The sequence below is a fragment of the Psychrobacter aquaticus CMS 56 genome (assembly GCF_000471625.1).
GTDB lineage: Bacteria > Pseudomonadota > Gammaproteobacteria > Pseudomonadales > Moraxellaceae > Psychrobacter > Psychrobacter aquaticus.
Genome location: NZ_AUSW01000006.1, coordinates 150,229 through 168,423 on the forward strand (window position 1 = coordinate 150,229; position 18,195 = coordinate 168,423).

The 18,195-nt window shown below is 45.0% G+C and carries 15 protein-coding genes and 2 tRNA genes; 8 read left to right on the forward strand and 9 right to left on the reverse strand.

The window, feature by feature from the left end; translation table 11 throughout:
- From M917_RS00975 to rsmH, 5 genes are all read right to left on the reverse strand, one after another.
- Positions 1–1,455 carry a UDP-N-acetylmuramoyl-tripeptide--D-alanyl-D-alanine ligase gene (locus tag M917_RS00975; protein WP_021812880.1) on the reverse strand — a complete coding sequence of 485 codons (1,455 nt, stop codon included), beginning with the start codon at positions 1,453–1,455 and terminating at the stop codon, positions 1–3.
- A gap of 82 nt (positions 1,456–1,537) precedes the next feature.
- The gene (locus tag M917_RS00980) at positions 1,538–3,304 is read right to left on the reverse strand and encodes a UDP-N-acetylmuramoyl-L-alanyl-D-glutamate--2,6-diaminopimelate ligase (RefSeq protein WP_021812881.1); all 1,767 of its coding nucleotides are present in this window, start codon (positions 3,302–3,304) and stop codon (positions 1,538–1,540) included.
- Positions 3,305–3,369: 65 nt separating this feature from the next.
- Positions 3,370–5,472, reverse strand: a complete 2,103-nt coding sequence (locus M917_RS00985) for a peptidoglycan D,D-transpeptidase FtsI family protein (protein WP_021812882.1) — start codon at positions 5,470–5,472, stop codon at positions 3,370–3,372.
- Positions 5,469–5,996: a cell division protein FtsL gene (ftsL, locus tag M917_RS00990; protein ID WP_021812883.1), complete on the reverse strand. Its 528-nt coding sequence runs from the start codon at positions 5,994–5,996 to the stop codon at positions 5,469–5,471. The genes M917_RS00985 and ftsL overlap by 4 nt, the downstream gene beginning before the upstream one ends.
- A 214-nt stretch (positions 5,997–6,210) precedes the next feature.
- A complete protein-coding gene (gene rsmH, locus M917_RS00995) occupies positions 6,211–7,260 on the reverse strand; it encodes a 16S rRNA (cytosine(1402)-N(4))-methyltransferase RsmH (RefSeq protein ID WP_406621663.1) in 1,050 nt (349 codons plus the stop codon).
- A gap of 436 nt (positions 7,261–7,696) precedes the next feature.
- Here rsmH and gltX point away from each other — a divergent pair, with 436 nt between their 5' ends.
- The 6 genes from gltX to M917_RS14270 all read left to right on the forward strand — a co-directional run bounded on the left by gltX (position 7,697) and on the right by M917_RS14270 (position 11,580).
- Entirely contained in the window at positions 7,697–9,268 is a 1,572-nt protein-coding gene (gene gltX / locus M917_RS01000; protein ID WP_051354194.1) for a glutamate--tRNA ligase, read from the forward strand.
- A 110-nt stretch (positions 9,269–9,378) separates the two neighbouring features.
- Entirely contained in the window at positions 9,379–9,744 is a 366-nt protein-coding gene (locus M917_RS01005) for a hypothetical protein (RefSeq protein WP_021812886.1), read from the forward strand.
- A 111-nt stretch (positions 9,745–9,855) separates the two neighbouring features.
- A tRNA-Ala gene (locus tag M917_RS01010) sits at positions 9,856–9,931 on the forward strand.
- A gap of 155 nt (positions 9,932–10,086) precedes the next feature.
- A tRNA-Glu gene (locus tag M917_RS01015) sits at positions 10,087–10,162 on the forward strand.
- Between the two features lie 273 nt (positions 10,163–10,435).
- A complete protein-coding gene (locus M917_RS01020) occupies positions 10,436–11,089 on the forward strand; it encodes a LysE family translocator (protein WP_021812887.1) in 654 nt (217 codons plus the stop codon).
- A gap of 32 nt (positions 11,090–11,121) precedes the next feature.
- A complete protein-coding gene (locus M917_RS14270) occupies positions 11,122–11,580 on the forward strand; it encodes a hypothetical protein (RefSeq protein ID WP_021812888.1) in 459 nt (152 codons plus the stop codon).
- A gap of 113 nt (positions 11,581–11,693) precedes the next feature.
- Here the strand turns inward: M917_RS14270 and acnA are convergent, their stop codons facing one another.
- Positions 11,694–14,522: an aconitate hydratase AcnA gene (acnA, locus tag M917_RS01030; protein ID WP_021812889.1), complete on the reverse strand. Its 2,829-nt coding sequence runs from the start codon at positions 14,520–14,522 to the stop codon at positions 11,694–11,696.
- Positions 14,523–15,148: 626 nt separating this feature from the next.
- Here acnA and M917_RS01035 point away from each other — a divergent pair.
- Both M917_RS01035 and M917_RS01040 read left to right on the forward strand, forming a co-directional pair.
- Positions 15,149–15,865, forward strand: a complete 717-nt coding sequence (locus M917_RS01035) for a metal-dependent hydrolase (RefSeq protein WP_021812890.1) — start codon at positions 15,149–15,151, stop codon at positions 15,863–15,865.
- Between the two features lie 43 nt (positions 15,866–15,908).
- The gene (locus tag M917_RS01040; RefSeq protein ID WP_021812891.1) at positions 15,909–16,487 is read left to right on the forward strand and encodes a YchJ family protein; all 579 of its coding nucleotides are present in this window, start codon (positions 15,909–15,911) and stop codon (positions 16,485–16,487) included.
- Between the two features lie 48 nt (positions 16,488–16,535).
- Here the strand turns inward: M917_RS01040 and M917_RS01045 are convergent, their stop codons facing one another.
- The 3 genes from M917_RS01045 to M917_RS01055 are packed head-to-tail and all read right to left on the reverse strand — an operon-like array spanning position 16,536 to position 18,170.
- Positions 16,536–16,898 carry an Imm8 family immunity protein gene (locus M917_RS01045; protein ID WP_021812892.1) on the reverse strand — a complete coding sequence of 121 codons (363 nt, stop codon included), beginning with the start codon at positions 16,896–16,898 and terminating at the stop codon, positions 16,536–16,538.
- A 48-nt stretch (positions 16,899–16,946) separates the two neighbouring features.
- On the reverse strand, positions 16,947–17,867 hold the full coding sequence (locus M917_RS01050; RefSeq protein ID WP_040641509.1) for a class II glutamine amidotransferase: 921 nt from the start codon (positions 17,865–17,867) through the stop codon (positions 16,947–16,949).
- Positions 17,868–18,170: a hypothetical protein gene (locus M917_RS01055; RefSeq protein ID WP_021812894.1), complete on the reverse strand. Its 303-nt coding sequence runs from the start codon at positions 18,168–18,170 to the stop codon at positions 17,868–17,870. It abuts the gene before it with no gap.
- Positions 18,171–18,195 lie beyond the last annotated feature (25 nt).

Genomic DNA, 18,195 nt, shown 5'->3' on the forward strand with positions numbered 1-18,195 from the left:
TTACTCCTCTACTAGCGCATCAATAAGTGTTTCCATCTGCATGGAACGAGAGCCTTTAAACAATACTGTACAAGGCTGAGACTGCTGCGCTTGCAAATACGGTTGTAAATACTGTAATAGACTGTCTTTATCAGCGAACGCATGGGCACTGATGTCAGAAATCTCTTTCGCACCAGCAACAGTATAAGGCGCATATTCCCCCACGCAAAGCAGCATATCAATACCTATGGTCGCAATCGTACGACCCAGACTTTGATGCTCACTCACTGCCGCCTCGCCAAGCTCCGCAATATCGCCCAACACCATGACCTGAATTCCTGTTTGCGCGGCCAATACTTTTGCCGCCGCCCTTACCGAATGGGGATTGGCATTATAAGTGTCATCGATTAAACGATGCATCCCAAGAATCTGACTGTTCAAACGACCTTTGGCTGGACGCGCATTTTCTAGCCCAATCACGATGTCACTGGCATCAATTTTTAACGCATACGCACAAGCAGCCGCGGCCAACGCATTATTGACATTATGCTCTCCTGCTAGTGGCAACTTGATATCATGTAACTGGTTGCCAATGTGCAGTTTGAACTCACTGCGCTCTGGCTCTACATCTAAATGGCTGGCACTCACATCTGTATTACCAAAACCAATGACATGCGGGGTGTATTGTTCAGCGATACGGCGCAGCTGATTGGTAAAGTCGTCCTTGTCAGGCACAATGGCAAATTGAGTATCGGTTAAGGTATGATAAATCTCCGCCTTGGTTTGGCAAATGCCTTCTCGGCTACCAAACTCCCCCAAATGAGCCGTGCCAATGTTTAAAATACAGGCCACATCAGGCTTTACAATCTCAGTAGTATAAGCAATCTCGCCAACATGATTGGCACCTAACTCTAAGATGGCATAACGATGATGATCCGAAAGCTCAAGAAGCATCATTGGCACGCCCAAATCATTGTTTAAATTGCCACGGGTAATCAATGTCGGTGCCAGTCGACCAAAGATACTACCGAGCATCTCTTTACAAGTGGTCTTACCACTCGAACCAGTAATCGCAATTACGGTCACATCTTTGTGCTGCTGGCGGCGATAAGCGGCCAATTGTCCAAGCGCCAAACGGGTATCGTTAACGACCAACTGCGGAATACTGGTGGAGATAGGACGAGAGACAATAGCAGCGATTGCCCCTTTCGATGCCGCCAGATTAATATAATCATGACCATCAAAATTATCACCACTTAATGCCAAAAAGATATCACCGTTTTTTATGGTGCGCGTATCGGTGGCGATACGGTTACTAACGACGGCATTTTTTGCGAGCTCTGACTGCTCTGCGCTCGTGTGTTCTTCTGGTAGCTGCCAATGTCCAGCAAGTGACTCGGTCGCCGCGAGCAAATTATCTACTTGCCAAACATACAGCCCTTGTGACTGAATGGTATTATCGTTGTCGGCTGTCATAGTGATTACCTTATATGATGACTACTTGTTTCTTATATTTAAATGTTTGTGAAAAGTCAAAACGGATTGCAACGGCTATTATTTATGCGCGGCCTGCTTGTTTGAGAGCATTTTGCAAGACAATACTGTCATCAAAATCATAACGCACATGGTTAATTTCTTGGTAGGTTTCGTGCCCTTTACCCGCGATCACGATGATATCATCGGCAGATGCTTGACTGACCGCATACTCAATGGCGGTTTGGCGTGCAGGTTCGATATGGGTGCGCTGATATTGCTCAGCACTCATTCCAGCTTGCATGTCTTGCAAAATCGCATTGGGGTCTTCGGTACGTGGATTGTCCGCTGTGAGTATGACTTGGTCTGCACCCGCCAGCCCTGCTTGTGCCATCAATGGGCGCTTGCCTGCATCACGATCGCCGCCACAACCAAATACTGCCCATAACTGACCCTTACAATGGGTTTTCAAGCTAGCCAGCACCTGACTCAAAGCATCAGGTGTATGTGCGTAATCCACGATAAAACAGCCCTCAGCGGATGGCACACGCTGCATACGTCCGATAGCGCCTTGTAGCTTTGGTACGGCAGCAGCAATGCGCTCTATGTCGCTGTTAAAGTCACTATCAACATCAGAGCCAATTGCCACTGTCGCCGCTATTGCCGCAAGTAAATTCGCCACGTTAAAACGCCCCAATAAGGGACTGACGATAGTTATATTGCCGCCCTTGTCACCACTAATATCAGTATCACTAATATCAGTATCACTAAAGTTACTGCGGAGCGTGATCTCAACTCCTTGTAAGCTTGGTTTGATATCAGTGGCGACAAAGGTAGCCATTTTAGTGGCGTCTAAACTGTATGTCCACACGATCAAATCGCTGGCATGCGCCGTATCCAGCATCACCTGTGCATACTCATCATCGATATTGATAATGGCATGGGTCAAATCCGGAAAGTGCACTCTGTCAAACAGTTTGGCTTTGGCCGCCGCGTATTCTGTCATATCGGCATGATAATCTAAATGATCACGGCTCAAATTGGTATAAATCGCCACCGACACTGGCATGCCCTGCAAGCGCTGCTGATCCAGACCGTGTGAGCTTGCTTCTAATGCTAACAGCTCAGCGCCTTCTTGACCCATTTGATATAAGAACTGCTGGACGGCGAGCGCGTCTCCCGTGGTGTGACTGGCTTGAACCAACGAACCCAATCTCCCGTTACCCGCCGTACCCATTACCGCACTGCTCATTCCGGTTAACTGGGTTAATTGCGCGACCAATTGACTGATGGTGGTTTTGCCATTGGTACCCGTCACTGCCACAACCGTTGGCAGCGTCGTTGGTTGCTGATATTGCAAACGCGCTTGGATCAAATCTCCCAAAAAATCCCGAATATCAGGCACATATAATATTGGGCAAGGCAACGCGATCATTTGCTGTTGGACAGACGTTTGCAAGGTGTCAGTTGTCAAAGCAAGAGGGGCATCGGTAGGCATATTGGCTGTCGTCAGTAGCGCGACAGGATCGATTTCTGATAGGATAAAAGCGGCGTTGTTGGCGGCTTGGTATAGGTAATCACGACTTTTTTGACAGTTCGGTGTGTGGCTTTTTAATAAGACAAACACGTTGCTCGCTGCTAGCGCGCGGCTGTCTAACTGAAATTGATGAAATGGGATGTTGGCAACGCTGGCCACTTGATTTATTGAAATTTGAGTTGGTAAGTCTTGCATCGATGCCGTCATCATCGCGGTTAATGCTTGCTGCAAACTGTGTCTATTATGGTCGCTGGCTTCAACCAACTCTTTTAAGGTAACAGTAGCACAGCTGGGCGATGAGGTAGACATGGTCATTGGCAAATCCTAAACGGTTAAATCAAATAGTAAGTGGCTGAATACTCAAAATCTTATATCAATACCTACGGGGCTTCAGTTTTTAACGGCTTATCTAAGGGCACATTATACAAACGCAGTGCCTCACTCATGACGTTATGAAACACAGGTGCTACTGTTAAACCCGCATAAATTTGTCCACGTGGATCTTCGATTAACATCACACCGACCAGCCGTGGGTTGGAGGCTGGCACCATACCAGCAAAGACGTTACGATATTGATCGGTATAATAACCACCGTCCGGATTGATACGGCGCGACGTTCCTGTTTTACCAGCGACGCGGTAACCATCGATAGCAGCACCTTTGGCAGTACCACCATCTTCAGTGACACTTTCCATCATTTGTACGATAGACATCGCTTGCTCATGCGCCATGATACGTTTGCTGGGTGGTGGTTTATTATCTTTAATAAGTGTCAATGGATGCATCACCCCACCTGCCGCCAATGCAGAATAAGCCTGCGCTACTTGTGCAAGCGTTACTTGTAGACCATAACCATAACTGACCGTCGCACGCCTTGCTGTTTCTTTTTCTTGCGGTGTGACGACCAATCCGCTACCTTCGCCTGGGAACTGTAACGGCGTTTTTTCGCCAAAGCCAAACTGTTTTTGCATCTTGGTAATCGCATCAGCGGGTAGCGATAACGCAATCTTGGTGGAAGCCACGTTACTGGATTTCTGTAACAGCGTTGCCATGTTAATCATGCCGAGATTGTTATGATCACGAATGGTGTAACCGCGAACACGAATAGAGCCGGGATTGGTATCGATTAAAGAGGTGGCGGTATATTTACCTGAATCTAAAGCAGCAGCGACCGTAAAAGGCTTCATCACCGAACCAGGTTCAAAGATATCAAGTAGCGCACGGTTACGCTGGTTTTCACCCGTCATCTCATTGAGGTTATTGGAGTTAAATGATGGCCATGTCGATAAGGCAAGCACCTCACCCGTTTGTACATCGACGATCATACCCGTAGACCAACGCGCTTTTTGCAAACGCCCTGCTTTTTCAAGCTCTTTATAAAGTAAATACTGCAAACGCGAGTCAATCGTCAACGCCACATCTTTACCCGGTACTTCTGGCTCGATCTGTTTAATTTCTTTTAGGCTGTTTTGTTTGGCGTCTTTGAGTACCAGCACTTTACCGTCGTCACCTGCCAGCTCGGTTTCATACTGACGTTCAATCCCAGCACGCCCCTCATAACCGCCTTCAGAATCATTGGCATTTTGTCCCATAAACCCTAATAGTTGGGAGTTGGGATGTGGCTGCGGATAATAACGCTGAAAGAAGTTTTTCTCATAGACACCCGGAAAATCAAGCGAGCTGACACTTTGCGCAATCTCTGGTGTCACTTTATTAAGCAATGGCAAGTAGTGCGAGCCAGCACCCGATGGCAGCGCCGCTTTAACCGCTTCTTCATCGGTCACATCGATACTGGCATCAATGGCGGTGACTTTCTTTAACTCATTGACCGAGATATTGGCAGCAGCAGCAAGCGTGGTCAAATCCATATTGTCCAAGCGCTTTTGCATACGCGCAACCAGTTGCGGGCTATCAGGATTGGTGATGATAATACGCTTAAGCTCATAATATTCGCGAGCATAATCATGCGGACTAAAAGAGACGGTCGCCAGTGGCGCACTGACCGCTAAGGGCAAATTGTTGCGGTCTGTAATCATGCCGCGATAAGATGCTTGCGTACGCACGCTAGTGATAAGCTCAGCACCTTTGTCTTGATAAAACTGAGCATTGGCGACTTGTAAGTAGTAAGCACGGCCTATTAGCAAGCCCAATATAATCAGCGCAATGCCCCAAATCATACGAAAGCGGTTTTTGTCTTGCTCAAAGCCGCCGCGAGAAGAAGCGCCAGACGCTTTACCCAAAAATCCTCTTTTATTTTTTAGATTTTTAGTATGAGCGTTTTGTTTTTCATTGTTTTTTAAGCGATCAAATAGCTTGGCTTTGCGGCTGTCAGCAGATTTGTGATCAGCGTTGCTGCTCGTTTGCCCAGATTTGGCGGCACTAGGACGGCGCAAAGGCTTGGTGACTTTGCCACTAGCTGGTTTCTTACTAGCGTTGTTTGTGGTTGCTTTCCCGCTATTGGCATTAGACTTTTTATCACTCATTGTCCTGCCTCCGCTAGGTCAGAATCCGTGTCAGAAACCTCAGCAGATTCCTCAACCACCATATCGATAGGTATATCACTCACGACAGCTGGTTCGATAATATCTGAATCATTGGTGGCGACATCTGAGTCAGTCGAATCGGCAGGCACCAATGCTACGGCAGCACCGGGCTGGATGATTAGTTTGTCTTTCAGACTGGGTGAAAACATACCCAGTTCAGCAACCGCACGACTGGCAATTTGCGGCGTCGCACTGAATGTCTGCTGTTCAATCAATAGGCGCTGATGCTCAACTTGTAGCTTACGCTCTTGTTTTTTCATGTCTTGCAAGGTTTTATAATCCTGATGATATTGCTGAACGCCTTCGGCCGTTTTGATACCGCTCCATATAATCGCCGCTGCCAACAGCAGTAATATAGCGACATAAACACTGACCACATTAAATCGGCGCACAAATAGTTCACCAACATCGGCATTATAAGGCGTTGCGACACGACGGTTTGCAGGTTTGTCAGATATTGCCATGACGATCTCAGAAAAGTGAACTTAAAAATAGAAAGCGATAACTGTTTATGAGTTATCAAAACCTCATGCGCCATCAATAAAGGTAAAACCAAACAAAAAAGTAACTGCCGAGCCTAGCAGATAATGTTTACAGCTTTTTAACAGTAGCGTAATCATTAAAATATTTGCTCATCTCCCATTGATAAAAGACCGACCAAACATTCACGCTATAAATTTATTGCTCACCATCAGGCAAATACTCGCTATCACTACGTGTTGCCATGCGTAGCCATGCACTACGCGAACGCGGGTTGTGGCTTGTTTCCGCTTTACTTGGCCCCACTCGTTTAGGCTTACTAAAGTAACGCGGGCGATTCGGCGGCATCGGCAAATTCTCATCTTCTGGATATTGCCCTTTACTGTGACGCTGCAAAAACTGCTTGATACGGCGATCTTCTAATGAGTGAAAACTAATCACCGCCAGCTGTCCACCGGTCTTTAAGATGTGAATACTTTGTGCTAAAAAGTCATCGACATCGCCAAGCTCATTGTTAATAAAAATACGCATGGCCTGAAAACTTTGTGTCGCTGGATGTTTACCGCGCTGCCAATTGGGATGAGCAACCTTAATCACCTCAGCCAGCTCGAGCGTTGATTCATAGCTGTCCATTTGCTTGATGGCGCGTGCAATGCGGCGACTGTGACGCTCTTCACCAAACTCATAAAGCACATTGGCCAACGTTTCATCATCGACCTGCTCAAGCCACTCGGCAACCGACTGACCGCGGCTGGTATCCATACGCATATCTACCGCACCATCACGCATAAAGCTAAACCCGCGACTGCCATCATCAATCTGCGGTGATGAGATACCCAAATCTGCCATTAGCCCATCTACTTGGGTGATACCGAGCGCGGCCAGACTAGTCGTCAACGTCGCAAAACTGTCATGAACCACATGCACACGGCTGTCTGTCCTTGCCAGCTCTCTAGCAACACTAATAGCAGTCGGATCTTTATCAAAGACGATCAGCTTGGCATCATCGGCAAGATGACTCAATAATAAGCGACTATGACCGCCACGCCCAAAGGTCGCATCGACATAGATGCCGCTCATTTGTAAGCCTTTTTGACCTATTGCCGCGTCTGTTTGACTTGGTTCTTTTGGGCTTGGTAAGGATTTGACGCCCAATACTGCGGCGACGGTCTCTGGCAGAAGCACAGCATCATGGACAAAACTCAACTCATCAACTGTGGCAGGGTCTTTAATAGATGCTTGAGCCATATTTTGCATACCCTTTTCAACCAGATTTTGGACAGTATTACTTTCTACAGAAAACGGACTCGTCACTGATTCAGCATTATCAATGGCTGAAAAAGCGTTGACTTTAGAATTGGGCGTAGGTTTTGACTTCGATTTTGATAATGACACAAATAACTCAGTAGATGACGACCATTTTGGCCAGTAATAGTAAAAAATCAGATGAAAATAAACAAGTTATGACTTGCATAGCATTATTATCGCAAGGATACACTGGTAGTCAAGCTCTAGAAGGGCTTTTCATTAAAAATATCCCATCTCTCTGTTATACTAGCGCTATATTTTACGCTAATTTTCAATTTTGGCGTCTATTGTTTCATTCGTATTTTTTAGTCATGCTCTTTAATTGACACTTATCACTGCCATTTTTCACTGATATCCACTTTTTGAGATTCCTATGATGCAAACATCGACCCTATCCTCGACGAATCCTACGACAGCTACTGGCGGCAATCGCCCGGTCCGCACTCGCATTGCGCCATCGCCCACTGGCTTTCCTCACGTAGGCACGGCTTATATTGCTCTATTTAATTTGGCCTTTGCTAAAGCCCACGGCGGCGAATTTATTTTACGTATCGAAGACACCGACCAAACGCGCTCAACTGAGCAATCTGAACAAATGATTTTAGATGCGCTGCGTTGGGTGGGTTTAGATTGGAGCGAGGGTCCAGATATTGGCGGCCCGCACGCCCCTTATCGTCAAAGCGAGCGTAGTGATATTTATAAAAAACACGCTGAGCAACTGATCGATAACGATCATGCATTTCGATGTTTTTGTACCAGTGAAGAGCTGGACGCCATGCGCGCTGAGCAAATGGCCAATGGCGAGACGCCGCGCTACGACGGGCGCTGTGCGCACCTCGCGCCAGAAAAAACAGCACAATTGATTGCTGAAGGTAAATCGCACGTCATCCGTATGCGCGTGCCAACCGAAGGCGTCTGTCAGGTACACGACATGCTACGTGGTACGGTTGAGATACCTTGGACCCAAGTCGATATGCAAGTGTTGCTCAAAACCGACGGCCTGCCGACTTACCATTTGGCCAATGTCGTCGATGATCATTTGATGGACATCAGTCATGTCATGCGCGGCGAAGAGTGGCTCAACTCAGCACCCAAGCATCAGCTACTGTATGAGTACTTCGGTTGGGAGATGCCAGTTCTGTGCCACATGCCACTATTGCGCAATCCGGACAAATCAAAACTGTCTAAGCGCAAAAACCCAACGTCTATCACCTATTACCGTGATGCTGGCGTGTTGCCTGAAGCTCTGCTCAACTATCTTGGCCGCATGGGCTACTCCATGCCGAATGACGCTGAAAAGTTCACCTTAGACGAGATGATTGCCAGTTTTGATATCCAGCGTGTGTCGCTCGGCGGCCCTATCTTTGACATCGAAAAACTCAATTGGGTAAATAGCGAGTGGCTACGTGCGCTCACGCCGGAAGAGCTAAAAAACAAAATCCTAGACTGGGCAAGTAACAGCGATAAGTTAACCGCTATTGCCGCTGCGATTCAACCACGTATCGCACTGCTATCTGATGCGGTCAACTGGGGCGGATTTTATTTCCAGAATCTACCTGAGATTACCGCCGAGAGCTTTACGCACAAATCACTGACGCCTGAGCAAATTATAGAATTGCTACAACTGTCGCTGTGGCAGTTAGAGACCTTACCAACTTGGTCAGAAGAAAATATCTATGCCACATTGAAAGGTCTTGCCGCGCATCTTGATATCAAAATGCGTGACTTTATGGCACCTTTCTTTATCGCCATCGCTGGTAGCACCTCATCGACACCAGTCATGAACTCTATGGCGATTATCGGTGCTGACATGACCTTGACTCGCTTGCGCCATGCGGTCGATGTACTGGGTGGTTTGGGTAAAAAGAAACTGAAGAAGCTTGAAAAACAAGCGGCAGAGTTGCCAAACTTTATCAACATTTACAAAATAGAAGTACTCTTAAAATAAAAAAATAATATAAATTCATTAGTTGATAACAGAGAGGGATCAGGCTAATACTGATCCCTCTTTACGTTAATAGTAGCATTTGAAATTAAATATATTAATGGGATATAAACATGGCCGCCAAAACCGTCACCATAGAAAGCAAAGACTATGTCTTTAACACCCTAAAAGAAGCGCAAAAATACTACGATGCCATCGTAAAAGAGCTTTATGACGCAAATCTCACCCTAACTAAAGGTCAGGATTTTGAAGATTTAAAATGGATATACAGCACTTATTGCCACTATGCCAAACACCATGTAGATCAACTAAATGCCTCTGACATCGTAGGCTTTCAAGGCGTAAAAACGGTACGAGAAAATGGTGGTCAATATATCCCTACCGAATGTTGTGCTGTCATCTTTGCTGATGGGACTAATGCAGAATTTTTCACTGACAAAGCCATCAAAGAAATCGCCATCAAGCAAAATCCACGTTAAGTCGGCTCTTAACCTCCATAAAACCGATTTTTTTGCATATTTATGAATTATTTTTAAAATAGCGGTTGACAAGACTGCTGCTCTTACATAAAATACGCACACTCTTAGCGAGGGGCTATAGCTCAGTTGGTAGAGCACTTGCATGGCATGCAAGGGGTCAACGGTTCGACTCCGTTTAGCTCCACCATACTATTTATAACAATGCTCAGTATGACTGAAACTTGATAATAAATACTCGCTAGTAGGACGATATCAGCACCTAGGCAACGCTTGTTCTATTAATAGATAAGCTATCTGATATTGTGAAGTACCGTTATAGCCATTGGTTATGACACTCTATGCGTCCCCATCGTCTAGAGGCCTAGGACACTGCCCTTTCACGGCGGTAACGGGGGTTCGAATCCCCCTGGGGACGCCACTATTTGGCGTCACTTGTTAGCCCTCTTGCTTAGCATGAGATAAGACTAATAAGCGAACAATAAAAAAATCCCAGTCATCATACGGTGACTGGGATTTTTTATGTCTGTTGTTTCTCAAAGACCCTCTATTCTACTGTCGCTGTCTTATGACTAATAGCGCTATTGCCAACCTGTCTAATACTCGTTAATATCGACGTGACCAGCATTGTTATAAATTATACCCACATGCTATATATGATGGGGCTTAGAGCGATTATAGGGAAGCGCCTGCTATGTTCGGTATTGAAAACTACCTAGGGTTTATCTTAGCGGCGATTTTATTAAACCTAACGCCAGGCACGGATAGCATGTACATTATTACCCGTAGCATCTCTCAAGGGCAAACAGCAGGGCTTTATTCTGTTTTGGGTATCACCACGGGCAGTTTGATTCATACTTTATTGGCGTCATTAGGATTATCAGTATTGCTTGCCAACTCTCCAACGGCCTTTATGCTTGTCAAATATCTTGGTGCCGGCTATTTATGTTATTTAGGTTTTAAGATGCTCACAAGCAAAGAGTCCTCTTTAATAGCAAGCAGTCTGCCTAAAGACGAAGATATTATTAGACAGAACAAGGTAGATGGCTGGCAAATTTACCAGCAAGGAGTATTGACCAACGTCTTTAATCCAAAAGTCGCTTTGTTCTTTATCGCCTTTTTTCCTCAGTTCATTGATGCTAATTATGCTTACGGCATGCTGTCATTTTTAATATTGGGATTAACCTTTGCCACCACTGGCTTTATATGGTGCTCGTGTCTGGCGTTATTGGCAGCGCGGTTTAGTACACGCCTGCGAGAAAATCCCTCTATTGAAGCCGTTTTAAACAAGATAAGCGGTGTGGTATTTATTGGCTTAGGGATTAAGCTGTTGACTGAGAAGGGTTGAAACCATTGAAATAAATAGTAAAGGAAATAATAATGAATGATGATACTAAGCAAAAAATCACTTTACTACTTGAAGAGTTACTGAGCACCACATCCTCAGAGTCAAGGCAAAAAGACATAGATAATAAAATAAGCAAGCTGTCTCCCGATCCATTTTGGAGTGATTATATATTCTGGAATGAGGAATATGTAAACGAAGATGGAAGTATAAATTACGAGAAATTTTTTGATAAAATTGCTGAGTATCCAAGTTCTAATGAGTATAAAATAAAAAGTCGTATTTTAGATTTAGCTCGAAAACTTATTATGAGAGATTTCTCTGACATTAGTGAAGTTAACATAGTAAATGAAATTAATGAATTGTCTCCTGATATCAGTTGGACAAGCTACCTCTTTGTCGATAAGACTTGTTTGAGCGATGACGGTAGCATCGATAAAGAAAAATTCTTAAATAAAATATTTAAGGAGAGCTGGAATGAGAACTTCAGATAATTGAAGGAAATAGAATTTCAGATACTTGTTGCCTCTTTCTTCATTTAATAACAAAGCCCAATCCCCTATTTTAACTGAGATTGGGCTTTTTTTATATTAAGTCTTACGAACGATTACGCAGCGTTTTTACTCTCGCTTGCCAATTGACGTAGCACATAATGCAACACACCGCCATGACGCACGTATTCGCGCTCTTTTGGCGTCTGTAGCATCACATTGACTTCAAAGCTCTCGGTTGCGCCATCAGCACGTGTGGCAGTGACGGTCGCTACTCGGCTTTCACCATTATCTAAGCCTGTGATGCTAAGCACCTCAGATCCGTCTAAATTATAAGTCTCTGCGTTTTCACCATCTTTAAAGGTCAACGGTAATACGCCCATACCGACTAGATTCGAGCGGTGAATACGCTCAAACGAGCTGGTCAATACCGCTTTTACGCCGAGTAAAATCGTACCTTTGGCTGCCCAATCACGACTAGAGCCAGAGCCATACTCTGCGCCGCCAAGTACCACGAGCGGACGCTTGTCTTCTTTATACTTCATCGCTGCATCATAGATAGCCATTGCTTCGCCATCTGCGAGCGTGGCAGTGTCACCTTGGAAGTAATAGGTATAGCCACCCTCTTTACCATTCATCATGGTGTTTTTGATACGGATATTGGCAAAGGTGCCGCGAGTCATGACCGCATCGTTACCACGGCGTGAGCCATAGCTGTTAAAGTCGGCTTCCATCACACCGCGCTCTTGCAAGTACTTACCTGCTGGTGAGTTAGGATCGATATTACCCGCTGGTGAGATATGATCGGTGGTGATTGAGTCACCAAACAAACCTAAAATACGCGCGCCTTCGATATCAAGGATACCTTCTGGCTCCATGGTCATCCCATCAAAGAATGGTGGGTTTTTGATATATGTTGACTCTTCATCCCATGGATACAGTTGGCTATCCGCTGAGCTAATCGCGTTCCATGCGGCACTACCGTCGAACACTTCGCCGTAGTTTTTGCGGAACATATCCGCATCGATGTTGTTAGCAATCAACTCATTAATCTCTTCTGAGGTTGGCCATATGTCTTTTAGGAATACATCATTGCCGTCTTGATCTTGACCTAGCGGATGGGTGGTCATATCAATATCGACCGTACCAGCCAAGGCGTAGGCGACAACCAACGGCGGTGACGCTAAGTAACTGGCTTTGACATGTGAGTGAATACGGCCTTCGAAGTTACGATTACCGGACAGTACCGCAGCGGCGACTAGATCATTCTCTTCGATACCTTTTTCAATGCTTTCTAGCAGTGGCCCTGAGTTACCGATACAAGTGGTACAGCCATAACCCACTAAGTAAAAGCCCGTTTTTTCTAGTTCATCCATCAGTTTGGTTTTTTCTAGATAATCAGTCACAACTTTAGAGCCAGGCGCGAGTGAGGTTTTGACCCACGGCTTGGCTTTGAGGCCTTTTGCTGCAGCTTTTTTGGCAACCAGACCTGCCCCAATCATGACTGCTGGGTTTGAGGTATTGGTACAAGAGGTAATAGCGGCAATCACGACCGAACCATCACGTAATTTATGGTCTTTCTCATCGATGCTGACGGTAGAGAAAACCCCATTTGCAGGCTGATAGCCATCATCTTGGCTGTCATCAATTTTTGGTTTTGCGGCCAAGTGTTCGGCTTGTTCTTGCTCACCGCCTTCTTGATCAAAACGGATTTTGCCTTCGACTTCTGACTTGCGGTCTTTGTTCATTTTTTCTAATGTTTCGCCAAATTTCTCGTGCATATCAGACAAGTTGATACGCTGTTGTGGCAAGTTAGGGCCGGCAAGTGCTGGTTGTACTGAGGACAAATCAAGCTCTAGCTTGCTCGAATAAGTCGCCGCTGGCGTGTCGGCATCATGCCATAGTCCTTGCGCCTTAGCATACTTTTCGACCAGTTCAATCTGTGCTTCGTCACGGCCTGATAGACGCAGATAATCAATCGCCATCTGGTCAATGGGGAAAATACCACAAGTTGCCCCATATTCTGGTGACATATTGGCAATAGTGGCGCGATCAGCCAGCGGCATACTGTGTAAACCTTCACCATAAAATTCGACGAATTTGCCAACCACACCATGCGCACGTAGCATCTCAACCACGCGCAATACCAAATCCGTTGCGGTAACACCTTCAGTGAGCTTACCCTTTAACTCAAAACCAACCACTTGTGGAATGAGCATTGACGACGGTTGACCGAGCATTGCCGCTTCCGCTTCAATTCCGCCCACACCCCAACCAAGGACGCCAATACCATTAATCATCGTAGTGTGACTGTCCGTACCAAACACGGTATCAGGATACGCGGTCAGCTCGCCTTCTACTTCTGCCGCCATGACCACCCTTGCCAAATACTCAAGGTTGACCTGATGCACAATGCCAGTCGCTGGTGGTACGACCACGAAATTTTCAAAAGCATTGCGACCCCAATGCAAGAACTCATAACGCTCATTGTTACGCTTAAATTCGATTTTCTCGTTCAGATCGAGCGCATCTTCACGGCCATAAGCATCTACTTGTACGGAATGATCGACGACCAGCTCGCTAGGGATAAACGGGTTGATTTGCTCCGCTTTACCGCCAAGCTCAACCACCGCATCGCGCATCGCGGCCAAATCCACAACAGAGGGCACACCAGTGAAATCTTGTAAGACAACACGGGCTGGCATAAAGGCAATTTCTTTTGACGCTTCGGCACCTGCGTCCCAATTGGCAACCGCTTCGATATGGTTTTCACCGACCGACTGACCACCATCTTCATTACGCAATAGATTTTCTAGTACGATTTTCATGCAAAACGGCAATTTACTAATGTTTCCGTAGGTTTGAGTCAGCTTTGGCAAACTATAATAGGCATGTTCCTTGCCATCGACCGAAATAGTGTCTTTTACATCGAAAATATCACTCATGGTAGCTTCCTTATCGTTGTTATAGATTTTGAACACAGACGCTTGTGCGTTTATGCTGATGATTGGTGGCTATACAGCGGGTTGATTCCTTTCTTATAACAGTCATCATTTGTATTAAAAATAACTGTTTTATTCAAAGTAACAGTTTTATTAAACTTAGCGGGTTTTATTCACAGTCATCATTTAAAGCCGTGAGATCGAAATGTGGACAATAAAGAGAGAACGATTCTAGTTCACAAAATAGATAAACATCTCTTTTATGCTTAACAATAATACTCTTTTACCATAACAAACATACGGCACTTTGTTAACGCCTAGACGTTGTCGAATCGTGGCATAATCGTAAACGCAACAAGGGTTTAGTGGACTATTTATACGTTCCTAATCTCTTCTCAGCTTTGTGACCACTTTCTAAATCAGGACACGACCTAGGATAATTTTTCTTGCTTATTATGCTATTAAAGACAGATACTGCCAAAATTTATCTTGGCAGTATCTGTCTTCACTTTAAAAGTGGGCGGCTGTGTTAGACGTATGATCGGTCTATGGTATGATGGTGCGCTTTTTTACTGCTAGACAAGCGGCTCGAAACAATCGTTTCGCGCGCTATTTATTGATGAGTTTTTATGGCAAATTTTAACACCCACTTAAATGTCGCTTTCATGGTCAGTGGTGCGCTCAGTTTAACGGTTTATAAAGCGGGATTGATTGACGATTCGGGATTTTTGATGTGCGTAGCGCTTGGCACCATTGGCGGGCTCTTGCCTGATTTGGATTCTGACAACTCAACACCGATTAAGCTTGGCTTTAATATTACGTCTTTTATATTTGCCTTTGGTTTGGTGATGCATTGGCGCAGTGAGCTGAGCTTACTGGCACTGATGGCGTTATGGCTGGCGGGCTACGGCTTTATGCGATATGTGGTTTTTTCTATTTTTACCACCATGACTGTCCATCGCGGCGTCATTCATTCCGTCCCTTATATGGCGATATTGGGACTGGGGCTAACCTGCTTAAGCTATTACGGATTACAGCTACCACTGACTGCCAGTTGGTTCTATGGTTTGTTTTTATTTGGCGGCGCGATGGTGCATTTGGCGTTGGACGAGCTGTATAGCGTTAATTTGTCGAACATGAAAATGAAACGCTCATCGGGCACCGCGATGAAGTTCTATCAACCCAAAGACAAATGGTGGTATCTATTACTATACACGCTGCTGGCGATGCTGATATACCTGTCGCCACCCTTTGATTTGTTTTGGCAGCAACTGAGCGATCCAGCAGCATGGGCACAATTAAAAGTAGATTTGTTGCCAGAAGTGATAAAAAATTTACTGCGTTAACCTATATAAAACCATGAAAATCACACGATTATTAGAGTAAAACATGCCATCTCTTACACAAATCTGCCCTTGCCAAATCCATCCGTCAGCAGGCGCTATAAGCTCACCGCTACTTTATAAAGATTGCTGTCAGCCTTATCATGATGGTCTTGGTAATGAAGGCATTGAAAAAGTAGTTGGCGCAAGAGCGGAGACTGCCGAACGACTGATGCGCACGCGCTATAGTGCCTTTGTTTTGGTCAAACCAGAGTATATCGTCAAGACCACGCTACCCGCGCAACAAAGCTTGCTCGATATTAATGCGATTGAGAATTGGGCAAAAGAGACAAATTGGGTAGGATTGGAAATCGTGCAGCATACGCCAAAGCTGGGTAAACGCCATGCGCAGGTTGAGTTTAAGGCTTATTATAATGTCGTTGATGATGCGGAGAATAGCTTAAAAGAAAAATTACAGGCGCATCACGAGCTGTCTGCCTTTATAAAGGTGACAGGCAAAGCAAATAATGACGCGCGTTGGTACTTTTTAGATCCAACAGTGGCGATGACGGTCACGCAAAAGCAGCCCTGTATTTGTGGGTCGGGTGAGAAGTTTAAGCGGTGTTGTGGGATCTATTTGGGTTAATACTGCTGCTCTAACTTTTACTATGTGATTTAAAAATCATTTAACTTTTTAAGGAACATAGTTATCAAACTCCCAATAGAAATAATTTGATAAGGAATGAGGTATCTCACTTTCAGTTTTATCAATACTTTTCTCTTCAATCAAAGCGTTAATAAAATTCAGTAAAATATATTTATCAAAAGATTTCATCACAAATATTGCTTTTTTTCGAAAGTAAATATCATAGTTTTTAATCATAATACGATCAGAGCTAGGGCGATAATCATTAGTGACATCGAAGTAAAAAATATTACTTCCCTGTTCGTTACCTAATAACAGGTTTACCGTCAGGACAAAATAGTCAATACTTTCAAACTCAAAATCATCAAAACTTTGATGGTCGCCAAAATATATATGCTGAATCGACACCATTATTCAACTCCCACCATCTAAATTGAAACGTTCTGAGCAAATATAGTCCTAAACACTCGCCCCAACCGCTCGTGCAATCGCAATGCCTTCCTCAACTGTCAAGAATTTGCGCTGGCTTGGGCTGTCTTTATAAATGACGTCACCATCTTGAAATATCAAACATTCATTGACGGCCAATTGCTGCCATTTTTCATTTTCAGTGAGTGGTACAGTCACTAAAATAGTCACTTTGTCTTTATCGGTAGTGACATCGCCAAAGTTAATCGCTAGATCATCATCTGCCAATTTTGCTTCACCAAACGGTGCTTGGCGCGTGAGATAAAATAGCAAACTGCCCGCATAAGCCATTTGCCACTTGCCATTCGATATCAAGCAATTAAACAAACCGTTCGCAGACAGATAGCGACATTGCGTGGTCAAAAAATTAAATAGCGTTTTGTCATCAGGGCGAGTTTTAAAGCTGCTCTTTAGGCGATTCACCAAATAGCAAAATGCCATTTCAGAGTCGGTGTTGCCAACTGGCTGGCAGTGTGACGCATTGCCGTTGTCTTGTAGGCGCTGACAGCGTTTGATAAATTCACTATTCATCTGGCCGTTGTGTGCAAATACCCACTGCTCGCCCCACACTTCACGGACAAACGGATGCGTGTTTGCCAAGCAGTTCTGCCCTTGAGTAGCCTTGCGAATGTGCGCAATGACATTCATGGCTTTGATGGGATAGTTATTGACCAAGTCAGCGACTGGTGATAGGTGGCTGGGGCGATTGTCATGAAACAAACGCAGTCCCGTGGAGGCATTTGCCGTCTCGTCGTTGATTTTGTCATTATTAGCGCATTCGCTACGCTCAAAAAACGCAATGCCAAAGCCATCTTCATGACTGTCCGTCATGCCGCCACGCTTGCGAAAACCGGCAAAACTAAAACCGATATCGGTTGGGGTATTACTGTTCATTCCTAAGAGTTGACACATTTATAGAGTACCGCCGTTATGGTCGTCTTTTTTAGGGATAAATGTAGGTTCTGTCGATTCATCAAACATCTCGTAAGGCGCTGTTGCGCCATCTGTATCGATACTGTCCAAAATACGTTTGGCCTGTGCCAAATCAACATCTTGTATCCACAGTACAATCCCTGAGTTCATACCCGGCATCGCACTAAGTGGTTGCAAGGAGACAGAAATACCGTTATTACGCAATAGATTGGCATGCAACTCGCCTTGCATATTGGTATCGTAGCGTGCCAGTTTGTGCCAGTTATCAACTTGATCGGTCATGGGAGCGCCTTTATAGTTTGGATAT

Excerpts from the sequence above, each read along its gene's own strand:
- M917_RS00975 (WP_021812880.1), bottom strand. The coding sequence starts at position 1,455 with ATGACAGCCGACAACGATAATACCATTCAGTCACAAGGGCTGTATGTT.
- M917_RS00980 (WP_021812881.1), bottom strand. The coding sequence starts at position 3,304 with ATGACCATGTCTACCTCATCGCCCAGCTGTGCTACTGTTACCTTAAAA.
- M917_RS00985 (WP_021812882.1), bottom strand. The coding sequence starts at position 5,472 with ATGAGTGATAAAAAGTCTAATGCCAATAGCGGGAAAGCAACCACAAAC.
- ftsL (WP_021812883.1), bottom strand. The coding sequence starts at position 5,996 with ATGGCAATATCTGACAAACCTGCAAACCGTCGTGTCGCAACGCCTTAT.
- rsmH (WP_406621663.1), bottom strand. The coding sequence starts at position 7,260 with ATGGCTCAAGCATCTATTAAAGACCCTGCCACAGTTGATGAGTTGAGT.
- gltX (WP_051354194.1), top strand. The coding sequence starts at position 7,697 with ATGCAAACATCGACCCTATCCTCGACGAATCCTACGACAGCTACTGGC.
- M917_RS01005 (WP_021812886.1), top strand. The coding sequence starts at position 9,379 with ATGGCCGCCAAAACCGTCACCATAGAAAGCAAAGACTATGTCTTTAAC.
- M917_RS01020 (WP_021812887.1), top strand. The coding sequence starts at position 10,436 with ATGTTCGGTATTGAAAACTACCTAGGGTTTATCTTAGCGGCGATTTTA.
- M917_RS14270 (WP_021812888.1), top strand. The coding sequence starts at position 11,122 with ATGAATGATGATACTAAGCAAAAAATCACTTTACTACTTGAAGAGTTA.
- acnA (WP_021812889.1), bottom strand. The coding sequence starts at position 14,522 with ATGAGTGATATTTTCGATGTAAAAGACACTATTTCGGTCGATGGCAAG.
- M917_RS01035 (WP_021812890.1), top strand. The coding sequence starts at position 15,149 with ATGGCAAATTTTAACACCCACTTAAATGTCGCTTTCATGGTCAGTGGT.
- M917_RS01040 (WP_021812891.1), top strand. The coding sequence starts at position 15,909 with ATGCCATCTCTTACACAAATCTGCCCTTGCCAAATCCATCCGTCAGCA.
- M917_RS01045 (WP_021812892.1), bottom strand. The coding sequence starts at position 16,898 with ATGGTGTCGATTCAGCATATATATTTTGGCGACCATCAAAGTTTTGAT.
- M917_RS01050 (WP_040641509.1), bottom strand. The coding sequence starts at position 17,867 with ATGTGTCAACTCTTAGGAATGAACAGTAATACCCCAACCGATATCGGT.
- M917_RS01055 (WP_021812894.1), bottom strand. The coding sequence starts at position 18,170 with ATGACCGATCAAGTTGATAACTGGCACAAACTGGCACGCTACGATACC.